Raw genomic sequence first — 17602 nt, forward strand, 5'->3', positions numbered from 1 at the left:
ATTCCGGGGCGGGGTTTCGGATGGCGGGTGGTGGGCGCGCAATCTAGCACGCGGCGAAACGCCGGCGCCAAGGCCGCGCGCAGGTATCACCTGTGCGCACGGCCCCTGGTCAAGGCGCGGCGTAGCCGCTAAACACAAACCAGGACACCCCTGCAAGCCAGCCCGTTTCAGACAAGCAGCGGAAAGCGCGACCCGTGGCCGACGAACAGACTCCCAATCCGCAAGCGCCCAGCGCCTACGGCAAGCATCCCCAGAGCGCGGCCCACACGATCGAGGTGGTGGGCTGGTTCGAGACCCGCGAGACCTTCAAGGCGGCGGTCAAGGACCTGCGCAAGGCCGGTTTCCAGCACGCCGACCTGTCGGTGCTGGATAGCCACGAATCGATCTCCGCCGCTGACAGCCCCGGCGAGGTGTTCCAGGAGACGATGAGCGGCCTGATCGACGAGGCGCAGTACATCGGCCCGATCGCGGCGGCCGGCTTCATCGCGGTCGCGGCGGGGCCGGTCGGCGCGCTGGTCTCGGGCGCGATCGGGGCCGGCCTGACCGGCTATGCGGTCGGCGACGTGCTGCGCGATATCCGCGCCACCCCGCACACCGAGGAGTTCGCGCGCGCGGCCGAGAACGGCGCGATCCTGCTGTGGGTGCGCGCCGAGGACCCGGACAGTCAGGCCAAGGCGGTCGAGCTGCTGCAAAAGCACGGCGCCGCCTCCGTGCACACCCACGAGCGCCCGAAGCAGGACGGCGAAGGCGACTACTCCTAGGCTCGGGGCTGCGCGGGCATCGGTACCATCCTGAACGGGGATTGTGGCGCGCCCGTGCGCCCGGCCTGTCGGAAGGCCTCCGCTCCTTCTTGACCGAAACAATGGGCTCGCGCTGAGCCGGGGTCCCGATCCGGCCGACGGGGCGGCGCGCTGACGCGTGCCCAACGTCTTCTTCGACCGCGCGTGCCGCTGTCATGCTTGGGCCCAGTTCCGCGACGCCCCGCCCTTGCCGGGGCGTTCCGGGGGCGTCTAACATCGCCCGTCCAACCGTTTGCGAGAAGGCCCGCGTACGCCGCAGCTTCGGCTGTTCTTAAAGCGGCGTGCGCGCGAAAACGGCCCACGCGATTCCTGGGGAGTATCGAACAGCGCTCATGAGTAAGAACAAGGCGCGCATCACCGAAGAAGAGGCGCTTGCGCTGCACGCGCGCGAGCGCCGCGGTAAGCTGGAAATCCGCGCGACCAAGCCGCTGACCACCCAGCGCGACCTGTCACTCGCCTATTCGCCCGGCGTCGCCTATCCCTGCCTGAAGATCCAGCAGGACCCGCAGGCGGCCTACGACTACACCGCCAAGGGCAACGAGGTGGCGATTGTCTCCAACGGCACGGCGGTGCTCGGCCTCGGCAACCTGGGCGCGGCCGCCAGCAAGCCGGTGATGGAAGGCAAGGCGGTCCTGTTCAAGCGCTTCGCCGACATCGACGGCATCGATCTGCAGGTCGACACCGAGGACGTCGACGAGTTCGTCAACTGTGTGCGTTTCCTGGGCGCCAGCTTCGGCGGCATCAATCTGGAAGATATCAAGGCGCCGGAATGCTTCATGATCGAGCAGCGCCTGAAGGAGCTGCTCGACGTCCCCGTGTTCCACGACGACCAGCACGGCACCGCGATCATCGCCGGGGCCGGGATCATCAACGGCTGCCACCTGACCGGCCGGCGGATGGCGGACCTGACCGTCGTGATCAACGGCGCCGGGGCCGCGGGGATCGCCTGCGCCGAGCTGATGAAGGCGATGGGCGTCCAACACCAGAACGTCCTGCTGTGCGACACCCGGGGCGTGGTCTACCAGGGCCGCGAGCAGGGCATGAACCAGTGGAAGTCGGCCCACGCGGTGCCGACCGAGCGGCGCACGTTGGCCGACGCACTGGAGGGCGCGGACGTCTTCTTGGGATTGTCGGTGAAGGGCGCGGTCGACCAGGCGATGGTGGGTCGGATGGCGGCGAAGCCGCTGATCTTCGCCATGGCCAACCCGGACCCGGAGATCACCCCGGAAGAGGTCCGCGAGGTCTTGCCCGAGGCGATCATCGCCACCGGGCGCAGCGACTACCCCAACCAGGTCAACAATGTCCTGGGCTTCCCGTACATCTTCCGCGGGGCGCTCGACGTCCGGGCGACCACCATCAACATGGAGATGAAGATCGCCGCCGCGCAGGCGCTGGCCGATCTGGCGCGCGAGGACGTGCCGGACGAGGTCGACGCCGCCTATGCCGGCAAGCGGCTGCGCTACGGGCCGGAGTACATCATCCCCGCACCCTTCGACCCGCGGCTGATCGAGGCGATCCCCAAGGCGGTCGCGCAGGCGGCGGTCGACAGCGGCGTGGCGCGCGTGCCGATCGGCGACATCGCGGAGTACGAGAAGCAACTGTCCGCCCGGCTGGACCCGACGACCGCCAGCCTGCAGCAGATCTTCGACACGGTGCGGGCCTATCCGCAGCGGATCGTATTCGCCGAGGGCGAGGAGGAGAAGGTGATCCGCGCGGCGATCGCCTTCTACAACGGCGGCTACGGCCAGCCGGTGCTGGTCGGGCGCGAGGAGCGGATCAACGCCACCATGCGCCAAATCGGCGTCGAGGTGGATTTCCTGGAGATCCACAACGCCCGGATCAGCGACTTCAACACGCCCTACACCGACTTCCTGTACGCCCGGCACCAGCGCCAGGGTCTGCTGTACCGCGACTGCCAGCGGCTGGTGAACCAGGACCGCAACGTCTTCGCGTCCTGCATGGTCGAGCACGCCAACGCCGATGGCATGGTAACCGGCCTGACGCGTTCGTTCGTGGTGGCGTTCAAGGACATCATGAAGGTCCTGGACCCCAAGCCGGGCCATCGGGTGTTCGGCCTCAACATGGTGCTGCAGGGCGGCCGCACGGTGTTCATCTCCGATACCAGCGTGCACGAGCTGCCCACGGCCGAGCAGCTGGCCGACATTGCCGAGCAGTCGGCCGCGCAGGCACGCGCGATGGGGCACGAGCCGCGGGTGGCGTTGCTGTCCTTCTCCAACTTCGGCAACCCCAAGCGGGAGAAGGCCGAGCGCATCCGCCAGGCGATCAACGTGCTCGACCAGCGCACGGTCGATTTCGAATACGACGGCGAGATGCAGGCCAACGTCGCGCTCGACTATACGTTGATGCAGGAGCTCTACCCCTTCTGCCGCCTGTCGGGCCCGGCCAACGTGCTGATCATGCCGGCGCTGCATTCCGCCAACATCTCGGCCAAGCTGCTGCAGCAGATCGGCGGTGGAACGGTGATCGGGCCGCTCCTGATCGGGCTCGACAAGCCGGCGCAAGTTGTCTCGATGGGCTCGACGGTGAACGACACCGTGACCGCCGCCGCGCTCACGGCCTACGATGCGATCCGCGGCAAGGGCTTGATCTGATTGCCGGCCCCGGCCGGGGGTGGACACCTTGCGGTAGAGCTTGTGGCCCCGCATACGCGGGGTTGCATAAAATCGTAATCGGGGCGTGCTAACCTCTCCGCCTAAGTAATTGATCGGACTTGGCGCTTTGGACCCGTCCGTGGGCAGGAGAAAGGGGGCACCCCGCATGGCGACCCGGATCGAGCAGATGAGCGAGACCTCCCGGCCTGCACGGATTGTCCGCGCCACCTTGTGGCTGAGTGCGCCGGCGCTGGGCGTGCTGGCCGTCTTCCTGGTCACGGGATCGATCGCGCCGCTGCCGGCCCTGCTGGGCGCGCTGGTGGTGCTGGCGGGGACCGGGGGGCTGCTCGCGCGCCACTTCCGGGCGGTCGCGGCCCTGCGCAGCTATATCGACCAGTTGCGCCAGTCGTGGAGCGAGGACGACGAACTGCCGAACCCGCCCGTCGTCGATAGCCCGGGTCTGGACCTGGCGCTGGGGCAGGCGATCGCCGACACCGCCCGGGAACGCCGGGCGCGGCGGCGGGAGTTGCGCGCGGTGGTCGCCGGTAACGAAGCGGTGCTGTCCGGCTTGCCCGATCCGCTGCTGCTGATCGACAGCAGCGGCCGCACGGTTGGCGCCAATCCCGCGGCCAAGCGGCTGTTCTCCGAACGGGTGGTCGGCCGCGACCTCGCCACCGTGCTGCGCCATCCCGACCTGCTGCAGACGGTCGACACCGTGCTCGCCGGCGGCGCCGACCAGGAGATCGATTTCGCCGCCACCAGTGGCGAGATCGAACAGCACTTCTCCGCCCGGGTCGCTGCCTTGCCGTCGCGCGGGCCGGACGGGGCAGTCGCGGTCTGCTCGCTGCACGACGTCACCACCATCAAGCGCGCCGAGCAGATGCGCGCTGACTTCGTCGCCAATGCCAGCCACGAGCTGCGCACGCCGCTGTCCAGCCTGACCGGCTTCATCGAGACGCTGCAGGGCGCGGCGAAGGAGGACACGGAGGCGCGCGAGCGGTTCCTGGAGATCATGCAGCGCGAGGCGCAGCGGATGTCCCATCTGGTGGAGGATCTGCTGTCGCTGTCGCGCATCGAGCTGGACGAGCACACCCCGCCGACCGGCCGCACGGACGTGCGCGGCGTCTTGGAGCGGGTGCAGAGCGCGACCGAGATCCGGGCGCAGAAGAAGGACATGACGGTCGAGCTGGACGTCGCCGGCGCGCCCGCGGTGATCGGCGACATGGACCAGCTGACCCAGGTGTTCCAGAACCTGGTCGACAACGCGGTCAAGTACGGCCGGCAGGGCACGCCGATCCGGATCGAGGCGGGCCCGGCGGACCGCGCCACCGGCCGGCCGTCGCGCCGGGCGCGGCGCGGTGTGGCGGTCTCGGTGATCGACCAGGGCGATGGCATCCCGCGCAAGCACATCCCGCGCCTGACCGAGCGCTTCTACCGGGTCGACACGGCGCGCTCGCGTGAACTGGGCGGCACCGGCCTGGGGTTGGCGATCGTCAAGCACATCGTCAACCGCCACCGCGGCCAGCTGGAGATCGACAGCGCGCCCGGCGAGGGCTCGCGCTTCACCGTCTACCTGCCGGCGGCCGACGGCGGGGCCGATCAGCGTACCGAGGTACCGGCCGAGCACGCGGCGCAGTAGCTGCGCGCGGCTTGCCGGGAACGCAGTGGACGGGGAGGTGACGGCAGCGCACCGGGTCGGCTAGACTCCCTGAAGTACAGCCAACAGGTGCCGGGCTTAACCGGCGCCGGCCCACGACTTGGGGATGTGAAGCCATGTCCAGCGCCCTGATCGGCCGCCTGATCGCCGCCGTGATCTTCCTCGCCCTGGTGGGCGTGTTCTACACGCAGTTCACCCAGGAGCACGCGCGCACCTGGGAAAAGGTGATGGACGCCGTCGGCCTGGGCGATGGCTACAGCGAACTCAACGCCGTCAACCAGCCGCCCGCCTACGGCAAGGATGCCGAGACGGAAACGCCCGCACAGCCGGGCGCGGGTGAAGGGTAGGCGCCTTCACCGGAGCTCCGCTGCTGCGTCTTGGAGAGCTTTGTCGCTCGGGGCGGAAACGGATGCTAAGCCGCCCGCTCCCCCTCGCGGTCAACGATTTCCACGATATCGGCCATAATCGCGGTCAGGTCGTAGTCCTTGGGCGTATAGATCGCGGCGACGCCGGCCGCGCGTAGCGTTTCGGCGTCGCTTTCCGGGATGATGCCGCCGACCACGACCGGCACGTCGGACAGGCCCTGCTCGTGCATCCGGCGCATCACTTCCTGCACCAGCTCGACGTGGGAGCCGGAGAGGATCGACAGGCCGACCACGTGCACGCCTTCTTCCAGCGCGGCGCCGACGATCTGCTTCGGTGTCAGGCGGATGCCCTCGTAGACCACCTCGAAGCCGGAATCGCGGGCGCGCACGGCGATCTGCTCGGCGCCGTTGGAGTGGCCATCCAGGCCCGGCTTGCCGACCAGCATCTTGAGCCGCCGGCCGATCCGTTCGGAGACCTCCTCGACCCGCGCCTGCACGTCGGCCAGGCGCTTGGGGCCCTGTTCGCCGGCCGGCTGGCCGCCCTGCTTGCCGACCCCGGTGGGCGCGCGGTACTCGCCGTAGATCGCGCGCAGGGCGTCGCCCCATTCGCCGGTGGTGACGCCGGCGTGGGCGCATTGAATCGATGGCTCCATGACGTTGCGGCCTGCGCGCGCGGCCTCTTTCAGCGCGTCCAACGCGGCTTGCGCCTTGGTGTCGTCGCGCGCCTCCCGCCATTGGTTCAGGCTCTCGATCTGGGCGGCCTCCTCCTTCGGGTCGACCGCCAGGAAGGAGCCGTCGGTGCCGCTCGTCAGCGGGCTCGGCTCGCTCGTCGTGTAGGCGTTGACGCCGACCACCGTCTGCGCGCCGTCCTCGATCGCGGCGACCCGGCGGGCGTTGGACTCGACCAGCCGCTCCTTCATGTAGCCCTGCTCGATCGCGGCCACGGCGCCGCCCATCCGGTCGATCTTCTCGATCTCCGCGCGGGCCGCCGCGCAGAGCTGGTCGACCTTGGATTCAACCGCAGGGTTGTCGCGGAAGATGTCGTCGTACTCCAGCAGGTCGGTCTCGTAGGCCATGATCTGCTGCATGCGGATCGACCACTGCTGGTCCCAGGGGCGTGGCAGGCCCAGCGCCTCGTTCCAGGCAGGCAGCTGCACCGCGCGGGCGCGCGCGTCCTTGGACAGGACGACCGACAGCATCTCGATCAGGATGCGGTAGACGTTGTTCTCCGGCTGCTGCTCGGTCAGACCCAGCGAATTGACCTGCATGCCGTAGCGGAATCGCCGGTATTTCGGGTCCTCGACGCCGAACTCTTGATGCGTGATCTCGTCCCACAGACGCACGAAGGCGCGCATCTTGCACATCTCGGTGATGAAGCGCATGCCCGCGTTGACGAAGAAGGCGATCCGCCCGATCACCCGCGGCAGATCGCTGTCGGGTACCTGGCCGGTGTCCTTGACCGCGTGGATCACCGCCTTCGCGGTCGATAGCGCGAAGGCCAACTCCTGTTCCGGCGTCGCGCCCGCCTCCTGCAGGTGGTAGGAGCAGACGTTGGTCGGGTTCCAGCGCGGGATCTCGTCGTAGGTGAAGGCGATCACGTCGGCCGTCAGCTTCATCGACGGCTTCGGCGGGAAGACGTAGGTGCCGCGCGACAGATACTCCTTCATGATGTCGTTCTGCACCGTGCCGGACAGCTGGTCGCGCGCGATCCCCTTACGCTCGGCGGTCGCGACGTAGAGCGCCAGCAGCCAGGGCGCGGTCGCGTTGATCGTCATCGAGGTGTTCATCTGGTCGAGGGGAATCTCCTCGAACAGCGTCTCCATGTCGCCGATGTGGCGCACCGGCACGCCGACCTTACCGACCTCGCCGCGGGCGAGGGGGTGGTCGCTGTCGTAGCCGGTCTGGGTCGGCAGGTCGAAGGCGACCGACAGTCCGGTCTGTCCGGCGGCCAGGTTCTTGCGGTACAGCTCGTTCGATGCCTTGGCGCTGGAGTGGCCGCCATAGGTGCGGATCATCCAGGGTTTATCGCGCGCCGGTTTCTCCGACCCGGTGGGGCCGCGCTCTGCGGCGCGTGCTGCACTGCGGCGTTGCTCGGCCATGCTGCCTCTCCCGATCCGCCAAAACCTTACGTGCCGACCATACTCAGCGACATTTTATTTCGTTTCAAGCGGTCGCCAAGTTAAAAAATATGTTCTTGTGCATTGCAAAAGACCGAAGCCGCCGGTATGAGTCAAGTCGTATCGGGTTGCGGAGGCGGCCCAATGCGCACGCACGCCGCGCGCAAGCGACGCGGCACACACGTGTAAAGGTCACGTGCGAGGGTTGGAATGCCGCGGCCTGCTCAGGGTCCATACCTGTACGACAGGGCGCCGTAACAAAGGACCTCTTGAGCGCGTTGCGGGACCGGAGCGCCCGAGGATCAAAGGCCGCGCCCGCGGCCCTGCGAGACGAGGCATTGCCAGAACAGGCTTTGAAGGAGCGAGACATGAGCCAGGCGGCCGAAGCCGATGTGGTCAACCTGCGTGGGGGCCAGGAGAAGAAGGACCTCTACGAGGTTGGCGAGATCCCGCCGCTCGGTCACGTGCCGAGCCAGATGTATGCCTGGGCGATCCGCCGCGAGCGTCACGGCGAGCCAGAGCAGGCCATGCAGGAAGAAGTCGTGGCCGTGCCGGAGCTGGACAGCCACGACGTGCTGATCCTCGTGATGGCCGCCGGGGTGAACTACAACGGCGTCTGGGCGGGCCTCGGCAAGCCGATGTCGGTGTTCGACGTCCACAAGGCCGACTATCACATCGCGGGCTCCGACGCCTCCGGCATCGTCTGGGCGGTCGGCAACAAGGTGAAGCGCTGGAAGGTCGGCGACGAGGTCGTGGTTCACTGCAACCAGGACGACGGCGACGACGAGGAATGTAACGGCGGCGACCCGATGTTCTCGCCCAGCCAGCGGATCTGGGGCTACGAGACGCCGGACGGCTCGTTCGCCCAGTTCGCCCGGGTGCAGGACCGCCAGCTGATGCCGCGTCCCAAGCACCTGACCTGGGAAGAGAGCGCCTGCTACACCCTGACCCACGCGACCGCCTACCGCATGCTGTTCGGCCACCGTCCGCACATCCTGCGCCCGGGGCACAACGTGCTGGTCTGGGGTGCCTCCGGCGGTCTCGGCTCGATGGCGATCCAGATCATCGCGGCGGCCGGTGCCAACGCGATCGGCGTGATCTCCGAAGAGGACAAGCGCGACTTCGTCATGCAGTTGGGCGCCCGCGGCGTCATCAACCGCAAGAACTTCAACTGCTTCGGCCGGCTGCCGGACGTCGGCAGTGACGAGTTCAACAGCTGGATGCAGGAGACCAAGAAGTTCGGCAAGGCGATCTGGGAGATCACCGGCAAGGGCAACGACGTTGACTTCGTGTTCGAGCACCCGGGCGAGGCGACCTTCCCGGTCTCCACCTTCGTCGTGAAGCGCGGCGGCATGGTGGTCTTCTGCGCCGGCACCACCGGCTACAACCTGACCTTCGACGCCCGCTTCGTGTGGATGCGCCAGAAGCGCATCCAGGGCAGCCACTTCGCCAACCTGGCCCAGGCCAGCCAGGCGAACCGGCTGGTGATCGACCGGCAGGTCGATCCCTGCATGTCCGAGGTGTTCCCCTGGGCCGACATCCCGCGCGCGCACACCAAGATGCTCCGCAACCAGCACAAGCCGGGCAACATGGCGGTGCTGGTCTCCGCCAAGCGTCCGGGCCTGCGCACGCTCGAGGACGCAGTCGAGGAGTAACCGCGCGCCGGCGACCGCCCGCACTGGCTTGCCCCGGTGTGGGCGGCTGCTGGATAGGCCGTGCCCCTGTCCGCTGATGGGGTCTCGGATACACGCGCCAGGGGCCTTTGATGACAATGCGAAGGATGAGTGAGCGATGAGCCAAGCCGCCGAAGCGCAGCGCCAGGACGCCCAAGGCCTGGAGGTCGGCGATCTGCTGGAGACCTGCCGCGGCGCGCTCGAAGCCGCCCAGCGCCTGGAGCAGGCGGCCGAGGCGGCGGTGGCGCGCCTGATCGCCCCCGAGGGCAAGGTCGAGGGCAAGGCGGTGATGCGCGAGCAGTTCGCTGCGCATGGCTATGCGTGGCTTACCACCTATGTCGCCACCCTCAAGGAGACGCTGGCCTGGGCGGACAAGCTGGAAGCGCGGGGCCAGCTGCGCGCGCAGGAGCGCCTGATCCTGCAGATCGGCTTTGGTGAGTATCTGGCCCAGCTCGCCGGTGGCATCCCGATGAGTCAGGGCGAAATCGTCCGGCCGGAGGACATGGACGTCGCCGTCGACGCGATCGACGCGTTCCAGAACGATGGATCCGTCAAGACGCTGGTGCGCGAGGGCAACAGCAACGCCGCCCGGATGCAGTTGTGCGCGTTGCTGGTGGAGCGGTTCGACCAGCGCGACTTCGGGGAAGCCGGCTTCGACGACGATACGCTGGAGATGGTGCGCGACCAATTCCGCAAGGTCGCGGACAGCCATGCCGCCGATGCGCACGACTGGCATCTGAAAGACGACCTGATCCCGATCGAGGTGGTCGACCAGCTGGCCGAGCTGGGCGTGTTCGGGCTCACCGTTCCGGAAGAGTACGGCGGGCTTGCCATGGGCAAGACAGCGATGTGCGTCGTCACCGAGGAGCTGAGCCGTGGCTGGATCGGGCTGGGCTCGCTCGGCACCCGCTCGGAGATCGCCGCGGAGTTGATCCGTCTGGGCAGTACGCAGGCGCAGAAGGAACACTACCTGCCCAAGATCGCCAGCGGCGAGATCCTGCCCACGGCGGTGTTCACCGAACCCAACACCGGCTCCGACCTGGGATCGCTGAAGACGCGTGCGGTGCGTGAGGGCGACAGCTACAAGGTGATCGGCAACAAGACCTGGATCACCCACGGCGCGCGCAGCGACCTGATGACGCTGCTGGCGCGCACCGATCCGAACGAGTCCGGCTGGCGCGGCCTGTCGATGTTCCTGGCGGAGAAGCCGCGCGGCGACGACGCGACCCCCTTCCCGGCCGAAGGCATGACCGGTGGCGAGATCGAGGTGCTCGGCTATCGCGGCATGAAGGAGTACGAGATCTCCTTCGACGCGTTCGAGGTGCCGGCCAGCCAGCTCCTGGGCGGGGTCGAGGGCACCGGCTTCAAGCAGTTGATGGCGACCTTCGAGAGTGCGCGCGTGCAGACGGCCGCGCGTGCCGTCGGCGTGGCGCAGAATGCCCTTGAACTCGCGATGGGCTACGCCATCGACCGCCAGCAGTTCGGCCGCTCGATCGTCGATTTCCCGCGGGTCGGCGGCAAGCTCGCGATGATGGCGGTCGAGATCATGATGGCCCGCCAGCTCACCCTGGCCGCCGCGCGCGAGAAGGACGAGGACCGCCGCTGCGACATCGAGGCCGGCATGGCCAAGCTCTTGGGCGCCCGCGTCGCCTGGTCGGCGGCGGACAACGGCGTGCAGGTGCACGGCGGCAACGGCTACGCGGTGGAGTATCCGATCTCCCGCGTGCTGTGCGACGCGCGCATCCTCAACGTGTTCGAGGGCGCGGCGGAAATCCAGGCCCAGGTGATCGCGCGCGGTCTGATCGCGAACCGCTTGAGCGGGACCGGCGGCAATGCGGCCGGGTGACCGCGAAAAGCGCCTCCGCCCCCTGGTGGACACCCACCGCTGAGCGCCATATAACCCGCGCCATGGAGCGCGCGTTCACCAAGATGCATGGGCTGGGCAACGACTTCGTCGTCGTCGACGCCCGGACTCTGCCGTTCGCGCTGGACGACGCCACCGCTCGGCGGATCGCCGATCGGCGTACCGGCGTCGGGTGCGATCAGTTGATCGTGCTCGAGCCCGCAACCGATCCGCGCGCCCATCTGTTGATGCGCATCCGCAACAGCGATGGCGGCGAGGTCAAGGCCTGCGGCAATGCCACCCGCTGTGTCGCCGCGCGCGTGCTGGACGAGCAGGGCGGCGGGGAAGTCGTGGTGCAGACCGCCGCCGGCCTGCTGACCGCTTGGGACGTCGGCACCGACGCCGATGGAACCCGGCGGATCATGGTCGACATGGGGCTGGCGCGCACCGCCTGGCAGGACATCCCGCTTTCCAGAGAGGTCGATACCGCCCATCTCCCGCTTCAAAGCGGGCCGTTGCGGGACGCGGTCGGGGTGTCGATGGGCAACCCGCATGCCGTCTTCTTCGTCGACGATGCGGAGGCGGTCGCGCTCGCCACCTACGGCCCGGAGCTGGAGCACGATCCGCTGTTTCCCGAGCGGGCCAACATCTCGGCCGCGCAGTTGCTGGATGCCGATACGATCCGCCTGCGCGTCTGGGAACGCGGGGCGGGGATCACCCAGGCCTGCGGCACCGGCGCCTGCGCGACCTTGGTCGCCGCGGTGCGCCGTGGCCTGACCGGGCGGCGGGCGACCGTACGCCTCGACGGCGGCGACCTCGAGGTCCAGTGGCAGGACGACGGCCACGTGCTGATGACCGGGCCGGTTGCCGAGAGCTTCACCGGCACGCTCAACGAACGGATGCTGGCGGCATGACCACGGCCACCCGACACAAGCCCGAGACGGCGACGACGGACGCGACGCCCGAGGCGCCGGCGGCCGACCCGCAGGTGATGACTTTCGGCTGCCGGCTCAACGCCTACGAGTCCGAGGTGATGTTGCGCCAGGCGCGGCTCGCCGGCCTGGGCGAGGCGGTGATCGTCAATACCTGTGCCGTGACCGGCGAGGCGGAGCGCCAGGCGCGCCAGGCGATCCGCCGGGCCAAGCGCGAGCGCCCGGACGCCAAGATCGTGGTCGCCGGCTGCGCGGCACAACTGCATCCCGACAGCTTCGCCGAGATGCCCGAGGTCGACCGCGTGCTGGGCAACGAGGCGAAGCTGCGCCTCGACAGTTACACGCCCGAGCGGCCGGCCCGGATCGTCGTCGAGGATATCATGGAGGCGCGCGAGACCGCCTCCCACCTGGTGCAGTCGTTCGAGGCGCGCACCCGCGCCTTCGTGCAGATTCAGCAGGGCTGCGACCACCGCTGCACCTTCTGCATCATCCCCTTTGCGCGCGGCAACAACCGCTCGGTCCCGATCGGGCAGATCGTGCAGGAGGTTCGCCAACTGGTCGCCGGCGGCGTGCGCGAGGTCGTCCTCACCGGCGTCGACATCACCGGCTACGGGCCGGACCTGCCGGGCCGACCGACCCTGGGGCAGTTGTGCCGGCGTCTGTTGCAACTGGTGCCGGAGCTGCCGCGCCTGCGCCTGACTTCCGTCGACCCGGTCGAGCTGGACGACGACGTCTTTCGTCTGCTGGAGAGCGAGCCGCGGCTGATGGGCCACCTGCACCTGAGCCTGCAGGCGGGCGACGATCTGATCCTGAAGCGCATGAAGCGCCGGCACTCGCTGGCCGACGCGCTTGCCTGCGTCGAACGCGCCCGTGCCGCCCGTGCGGACGTGGTGTTCGGCGCGGACATCATCGCCGGCTTCCCGACCGAGGACGCGGCACGCTTCCAGACCACGCTGGACGCCGTGGACACGCTCGACCTTACCTGGCTGCACGTCTTCCCCTATTCCGAGCGGCCGGGCACCCCGGCGGCGAAGATGCCGGCCGTCTCCAAGGCCGAGCGCAAGGACCGGGCGCGGCGCCTGCGCGAGGCCGGGGAGCGGCGCGCGCAGGCGTTCCTGGAAAGCCGCGTTGGCCGCGTCGAGACGGTACTCCTCGAGGAAGCCGACGAGCACGGCCGGATGAAAGGTCGCAGCGAACAGTTCGCGCCGATGCGCGTGATTGCCGGTCCTGATGGGGGGGAAGGTCAAGCCGGCCAGATCGTGCAGGCGCGCGTGACACACCTCGAAGGAGGTTGCCTTGTGGCTGAGACGCAAGCGTAAGAAGCAGGACGAGCAGGCCGCTGGCGCGCCCAAGGACAGCGACGCCGGGGCCGAGCCGACCGCCGCCAAGGCTGAGCCGACCAAGGAAAAGCCGCCGAAGCGTCGTTATGGCTGGTTCCCGCCGCCGGCGAAGCCTACCCCTGGCCAGGAAACCGATCCGGGGACTGGCGCGGCGGAGCGTGGGCAGGCGTCGGATTCACCTTACGCGGCCCCGTCCGCGCCCGAGTCCGCACCGGCAAGGCCAGAGCCGCAGCCCTCGGCGCCCGAACAGCCCGCGCCCCAACCTTCCGGCGCTGCCCCCACCGAGCCTGTTGCACGGCAGCCGGAGGCACCAACGCAGCCCGAAACGCCGGCCCCAGAATCGCAGCCGGCTCCAGAACCGCAGCCGGCTCCGGAACCACAACCGGCTTCGACGGCGCCAGCGCAGCCGGCCGCGCCATCGACCCAGCCGACGGCCGAGGCCCCGACGGGCAAGGACAGCCAGAGCGCGGCGCAGGACGCGCAAGCGCGCAAGAGTTGGGTCTCGCGCCTGCGTGATGGGCTGGGGCGCTCGTCCAACAAGCTCGGCGGCGGCATCGGCTCGATCTTCACCAAGCGCAAGCTGGACGACGAAGCGCTGGAGGAGCTGGAAGAACTGCTGATCGCCTCCGACCTGGGCGTCAGCACCTCGGCCAAGCTGGCCAGTGGCCTGCGCAAGGAGCGCTTCACCAAGGAAGCCGGACCGGAAGAGGTGCGCGGCGCGCTCGCCGAGGATGTCGCGGAAATCCTGAGCCCGGTCGCCCATCCGCTGGAGGTCAAAGCGGCGGCCAAGCCGCACATCGTGCTCGTGGTCGGCGTCAATGGCTCCGGCAAGACCACGACCATCGGCAAGCTCGGCAAGCAGTATGCCGATCAGGGATACAAGGTGCAGTTCGCCGCCGGCGATACCTTCCGCGCGGCGGCGGTCGAGCAGCTGCAGGTCTGGGGCGAGCGCACCGGCTGTCCGGTGACTGCCAAGGAAACCGGCGCCGACGCGGCGGGCTTGGCCTACGACGCGGTGGCGAAAGCGCAGAAGGACGGTGCCGACCTGCTGCTGATCGATACCGCCGGCCGGCTGCACAACAAGTCCAACCTGATGGCCGAGCTGCAGAAGGTCGTTCGGGTGATCCAGAAGCTGGCCCCGGACGCCCCGCAGGATGTCGTCCTGGTGCTCGATGCTACTACCGGGCAGAACGCGCTCAGCCAGGTGGAGACGTTCAAGCAGCTGGTCAACGTGACCGGCCTGGTGGTGACCAAGCTGGACGGCTCCGCGCGCGGCGGCGTGTTGGTGGCACTGGCGGAGAAGTACGGCCTACCGGTGCATGCGATCGGCGTCGGCGAAACCGCCGAGGACCTCCGCCCCTTCTCCGCCCGCGCCTTCGGTCGCTCGCTGATGGGGCTCGACCCGGAGGGATAAGCGCGGCGCCAATTGGCGTGGCGGCTTCACCGCAGCCGGGATAATCAGAACCGGTTCAGCAGACGATCGATGTAGTTGCGCTCGAACTCCGGGCGACTGCGGTCGCCGGAGCGTTGGCGAAGTTCGTCCAGGATCTCGCGGGAGCGCTGCAACTGCGTCTCCTCGGGAATCTGGACGTCCTCGTTACTCGATGCGCGGCCGCCGTCCTCGCGGTTGCGGCCCAGTGGGTCCTGCTGCTGGCCCGGGGCGAGGCCGCGCTGGCCCATCGCCGGTGCGGTGCCCTGGCCAGGCTGGTTGCCCTGTTGCTGCTGCATGGCTTGCTGCATCGCCTGCATGCCCTGCTGCAGCTGGTCCAGGGCGTTCTGCTGCGGGCCGGTCGCCTGACCGGGTTGCCCCTGTTGCAGGGCGCGGGCTGCGTCGCGCATCTCCTGTTCCGCGCGGCCGAGCGGGCCTGGAATCTCGCCAAGCTGGTTGGCCAGGTCGCGCATCATCCGGCCCAAACTGCGGCGTAGCGCTTCCTGGCGGGCCGCGGCGCCGGGACCGTCCTGCCGGCCCTGTCCCAGCTGCCCCTGATTCATTTGGCCCTGGTGGCCCTGCTGTCCCTGTGGACCCTGCATCCCTTGTTGGCCGGGGTCGCCCGGCATGCGCATGCCTTGTTGGCCCTGGCCTTGTTGCTGGCCGGGTTGGCCCTGTTGCTGCTGCATGCGGAACGACTGGTCGAGCAGTTCGCGCTGCCGCTCGGCAAGCGCGCGCATGTTCTCCATCATCTCCTGCGCTTGCTGGGCCTGTTGGCTCTGCTGTCCGGTCATCGGCTGGGCGTTGCGCAGATTCTCCAGCATGTTCTGCAATTGCGAGAGCATCTGCTTGGCCGCATCGCGGGCCCCGGTTTCGGTCATCTCGCGCATCCGCTCGACCATGTTGCGCAGATCCTGGGAGTTCAGAATCTGCGCGTTTTCCGGGATCTGCTGCGGCTGTACGCCCTGTTCCAACTGGCGCTGCATCTTCTCGGTCATGGCTTGCAGGAAGCGGTCCATCGCCTGTTGCAGCTCATCCATCAGGCGATTCAGCTCTTCCTGCGTCGCCTCGGGGTCGTTCAGCGCCTCTTCCAGCGCCTGCTGCGCCCGGCGCAGGTCGCGTTCGGCGATCGACAGGTCGCCTTCCTCCAGGCGCAGGGCCGTCTCCCAGAGAACCTCCTGCACCTCGGCAACGGCCCGATCCGTATCGTCGTAGATCAGCCGCCGCTCCGCCGTGCGGATCGCAAGCGAAACCACGACGTCGCCATTGAACAGCCGGGGCCGTTGGCCGATCCCATTCAATTCCCGGATCACCGGATAGCGCTTGTCGGGGTTAAGGGTCAGCTGCCGGCGCAGCTCGACCAGGCGTCTGGCCACGGGATGGGTGAAGGTCCGCTGCGGCAGCGTGACCTGGACGGCTTCACTGCTTGCCTGCTGCCCGCGCGCATCTTCGGCGAGCAAGGTCGCTTGGACCTGGGTTCCGGCCCAGGGGTGCGCGGTCAGATCGTGGTAGCTGGTGTTCTCCACCGTGCCCGGTTCGCCACCGGCGAGCGGCAGGTCGATGGCGATCGCTTCCGGGGTCTGTTCGCTTCCGGGGTCATCGGCGGTGTCCGCCGAAGTCTCCGCGTCCCCGCTGCTGTCCGCCGGATCGTCTGCCGGACGGGTCAGGCGCAGGCGCACACGCTCGACGCCGTAATCGTCCGTAGCGCGGTAGGCCACCTTCAGCGCGTTGCGGTCGCTGCCCTGCGGCGGTTCCTTGAAGCGAACGCGGGGGGCGGCGTCGGGGGTCATCGACAGCTGCCAGCTGGCCAGCGTTTCCTCGTCCTGGCGGATCGCCAGCGCCGGTCCGGCGGCGGTCGACAGCTCGATCTCCGTCTTCCAGGCGCCCGCGGCCGCGCGTTCGAGTGGGACCGTGCGGTCGCCCAGTTCGAGCACGGGCTCCCCGGTGCCGCCGGAGACCTGCGCCAGCAGACGGCTGCCGTCGGGCAGGTTGACGCGCGCGGCCTTGTCCTCGCCCGCAGGTGCGAGATAACGCGGCGCTTGCCCGGTGTAGGCGGGCGGGTCGATCCAGACGTCGACCTGCGGAGCCGGCACGTCGGCGGTCGGATAGGCGGGCAGGGTCGCGCGCGCCAAGCGCTCCGGCGCGTTCGCGCCGGCGACGACCAGCCCGACCACGAGCAGCAGCACCGGCACGGCGCGCAGCCCGACGGGATCGACCTTGGCGAGCGAGCCGTGTGGCGGCTTCACCCGCAGCCGGCGGATGGTCGCGCGCAGGCGGTGTAGGTGTGCCTGCCATAGGGCAGCGGTGGCCGGATCTTCCCCACCGGTGGCGAGCTGGTCGTCCAGCCCGGCGAGCGGGCGATGCGTGAAGCCGCTGTCGCGCTCCAGCCGGCGGCGGGCCTCGTCCGTGTTCGGTAACCGGATGCGCCGGAGGCCGCGCAGCAGCAGCCAGACAAACCCGACGGCAAAGGCGAGCAGCGCGAGGGAATGCAGCCAGAAGCCGAGCGCGGGCAGCGCACCGGTCAGCCCGGCGGCCAGGAACAGGGCGAGCAGTGCGGTGGCTGGCCAGACCTGCGGCCAGATCCGTTCCCAGGCGACCGCCAGGCGTGCAACAGAGAGCCGCCAGCCCAGGCCGGGCAGCAGATCGCTCACGCGATCGTGATCGCTGTTTTGCGAGGTGCGCGCGCTGCCACGGCGGCGGCGTGCGTTGCTGTCGGGCCGGTTCGTCGCCATCGCGGCCTCCCTATCGCCCGGGTCCGGGCCTGTCGCCATCGTACGCGATCGCGCCCGCGATGGCGATGTGCATCGCCTTTGGACCAGAAACGTTCGGCTGGG

General features: G+C 68.9%; 11 protein-coding genes. 9 read left to right on the plus strand and 2 right to left on the minus strand.

The genetic code is table 11. From position 1 onward, the window contains the following. Positions 1-194: 194 nt before the first annotated feature. The 4 genes from RHOSA_RS19935 to RHOSA_RS0102720 all read left to right on the plus strand — a co-directional run bounded on the left by RHOSA_RS19935 (position 195) and on the right by RHOSA_RS0102720 (position 5416). On the plus strand, positions 195-761 hold the full coding sequence (locus RHOSA_RS19935; protein ID WP_051431724.1) for a hypothetical protein: 567 nt from the start codon (positions 195-197) through the stop codon (positions 759-761). A 371-nt stretch (positions 762-1132) separates the two neighbouring features. Then, positions 1133-3412 carry an NADP-dependent malic enzyme gene (locus RHOSA_RS0102710; protein WP_027287486.1) on the plus strand — a complete coding sequence of 760 codons (2280 nt, stop codon included), beginning with the start codon at positions 1133-1135 and terminating at the stop codon, positions 3410-3412. A 166-nt stretch (positions 3413-3578) separates the two neighbouring features. After that, complete coding sequence (locus tag RHOSA_RS19945; RefSeq protein ID WP_051431725.1) at positions 3579-5051, plus strand: ATP-binding protein; 1473 nt, start codon at positions 3579-3581, stop codon at positions 5049-5051. A 134-nt stretch (positions 5052-5185) separates the two neighbouring features. Continuing rightward, a complete protein-coding gene (locus RHOSA_RS0102720) occupies positions 5186-5416 on the plus strand; it encodes a hypothetical protein (RefSeq protein WP_027287487.1) in 231 nt (76 codons plus the stop codon). A 65-nt stretch (positions 5417-5481) separates the two neighbouring features. On the opposite strand, the gene RHOSA_RS19950 is transcribed toward RHOSA_RS0102720, so the two are convergent. Further along, a complete protein-coding gene (locus tag RHOSA_RS19950; RefSeq protein ID WP_037255591.1) occupies positions 5482-7533 on the minus strand; it encodes a protein meaA in 2052 nt (683 codons plus the stop codon). 386 nt (positions 7534-7919) lie between these two features. On the opposite strand from RHOSA_RS19950, the gene ccrA reads away from it, so the two are divergent. The 5 genes from ccrA (at position 7920) to ftsY (ending at position 14753) form a co-directional block, all read left to right on the plus strand. Then, a complete protein-coding gene (gene ccrA, locus RHOSA_RS0102730) occupies positions 7920-9206 on the plus strand; it encodes a crotonyl-CoA carboxylase/reductase (RefSeq protein WP_027287488.1) in 1287 nt (428 codons plus the stop codon). 136 nt (positions 9207-9342) lie between these two features. Continuing rightward, positions 9343-11070 carry an acyl-CoA dehydrogenase family protein gene (locus tag RHOSA_RS0102735; protein WP_027287489.1) on the plus strand — a complete coding sequence of 576 codons (1728 nt, stop codon included), beginning with the start codon at positions 9343-9345 and terminating at the stop codon, positions 11068-11070. Between the two features lie 62 nt (positions 11071-11132). Further along, positions 11133-11981, plus strand: coding sequence for a diaminopimelate epimerase (gene dapF / locus RHOSA_RS0102740; protein WP_037255595.1), 849 nt, complete (start codon positions 11133-11135; stop codon positions 11979-11981). Then, entirely contained in the window at positions 11978-13318 is a 1341-nt protein-coding gene (gene mtaB, locus RHOSA_RS0102745) for a tRNA (N(6)-L-threonylcarbamoyladenosine(37)-C(2))-methylthiotransferase MtaB (protein WP_081728399.1), read from the plus strand. The genes dapF and mtaB overlap by 4 nt, the downstream gene beginning before the upstream one ends. After that, positions 13296-14753, plus strand: coding sequence for a signal recognition particle-docking protein FtsY (ftsY, locus tag RHOSA_RS25670; protein WP_242468729.1), 1458 nt, complete (start codon positions 13296-13298; stop codon positions 14751-14753). Before mtaB ends, ftsY begins: the two co-directional genes overlap by 23 nt. 44 nt (positions 14754-14797) lie before the next feature. Here ftsY and RHOSA_RS19960 read toward each other — a convergent pair whose 3' ends face one another. Then, complete coding sequence (locus RHOSA_RS19960) at positions 14798-17500, minus strand: TIGR02302 family protein (RefSeq protein WP_051431726.1); 2703 nt, start codon at positions 17498-17500, stop codon at positions 14798-14800. Positions 17501-17602: the final 102 nt, after the last annotated feature.

Source organism: Rhodovibrio salinarum DSM 9154, from assembly GCF_000515255.1.
Lineage (GTDB): Bacteria > Pseudomonadota > Alphaproteobacteria > Kiloniellales > Rhodovibrionaceae > Rhodovibrio > Rhodovibrio salinarum.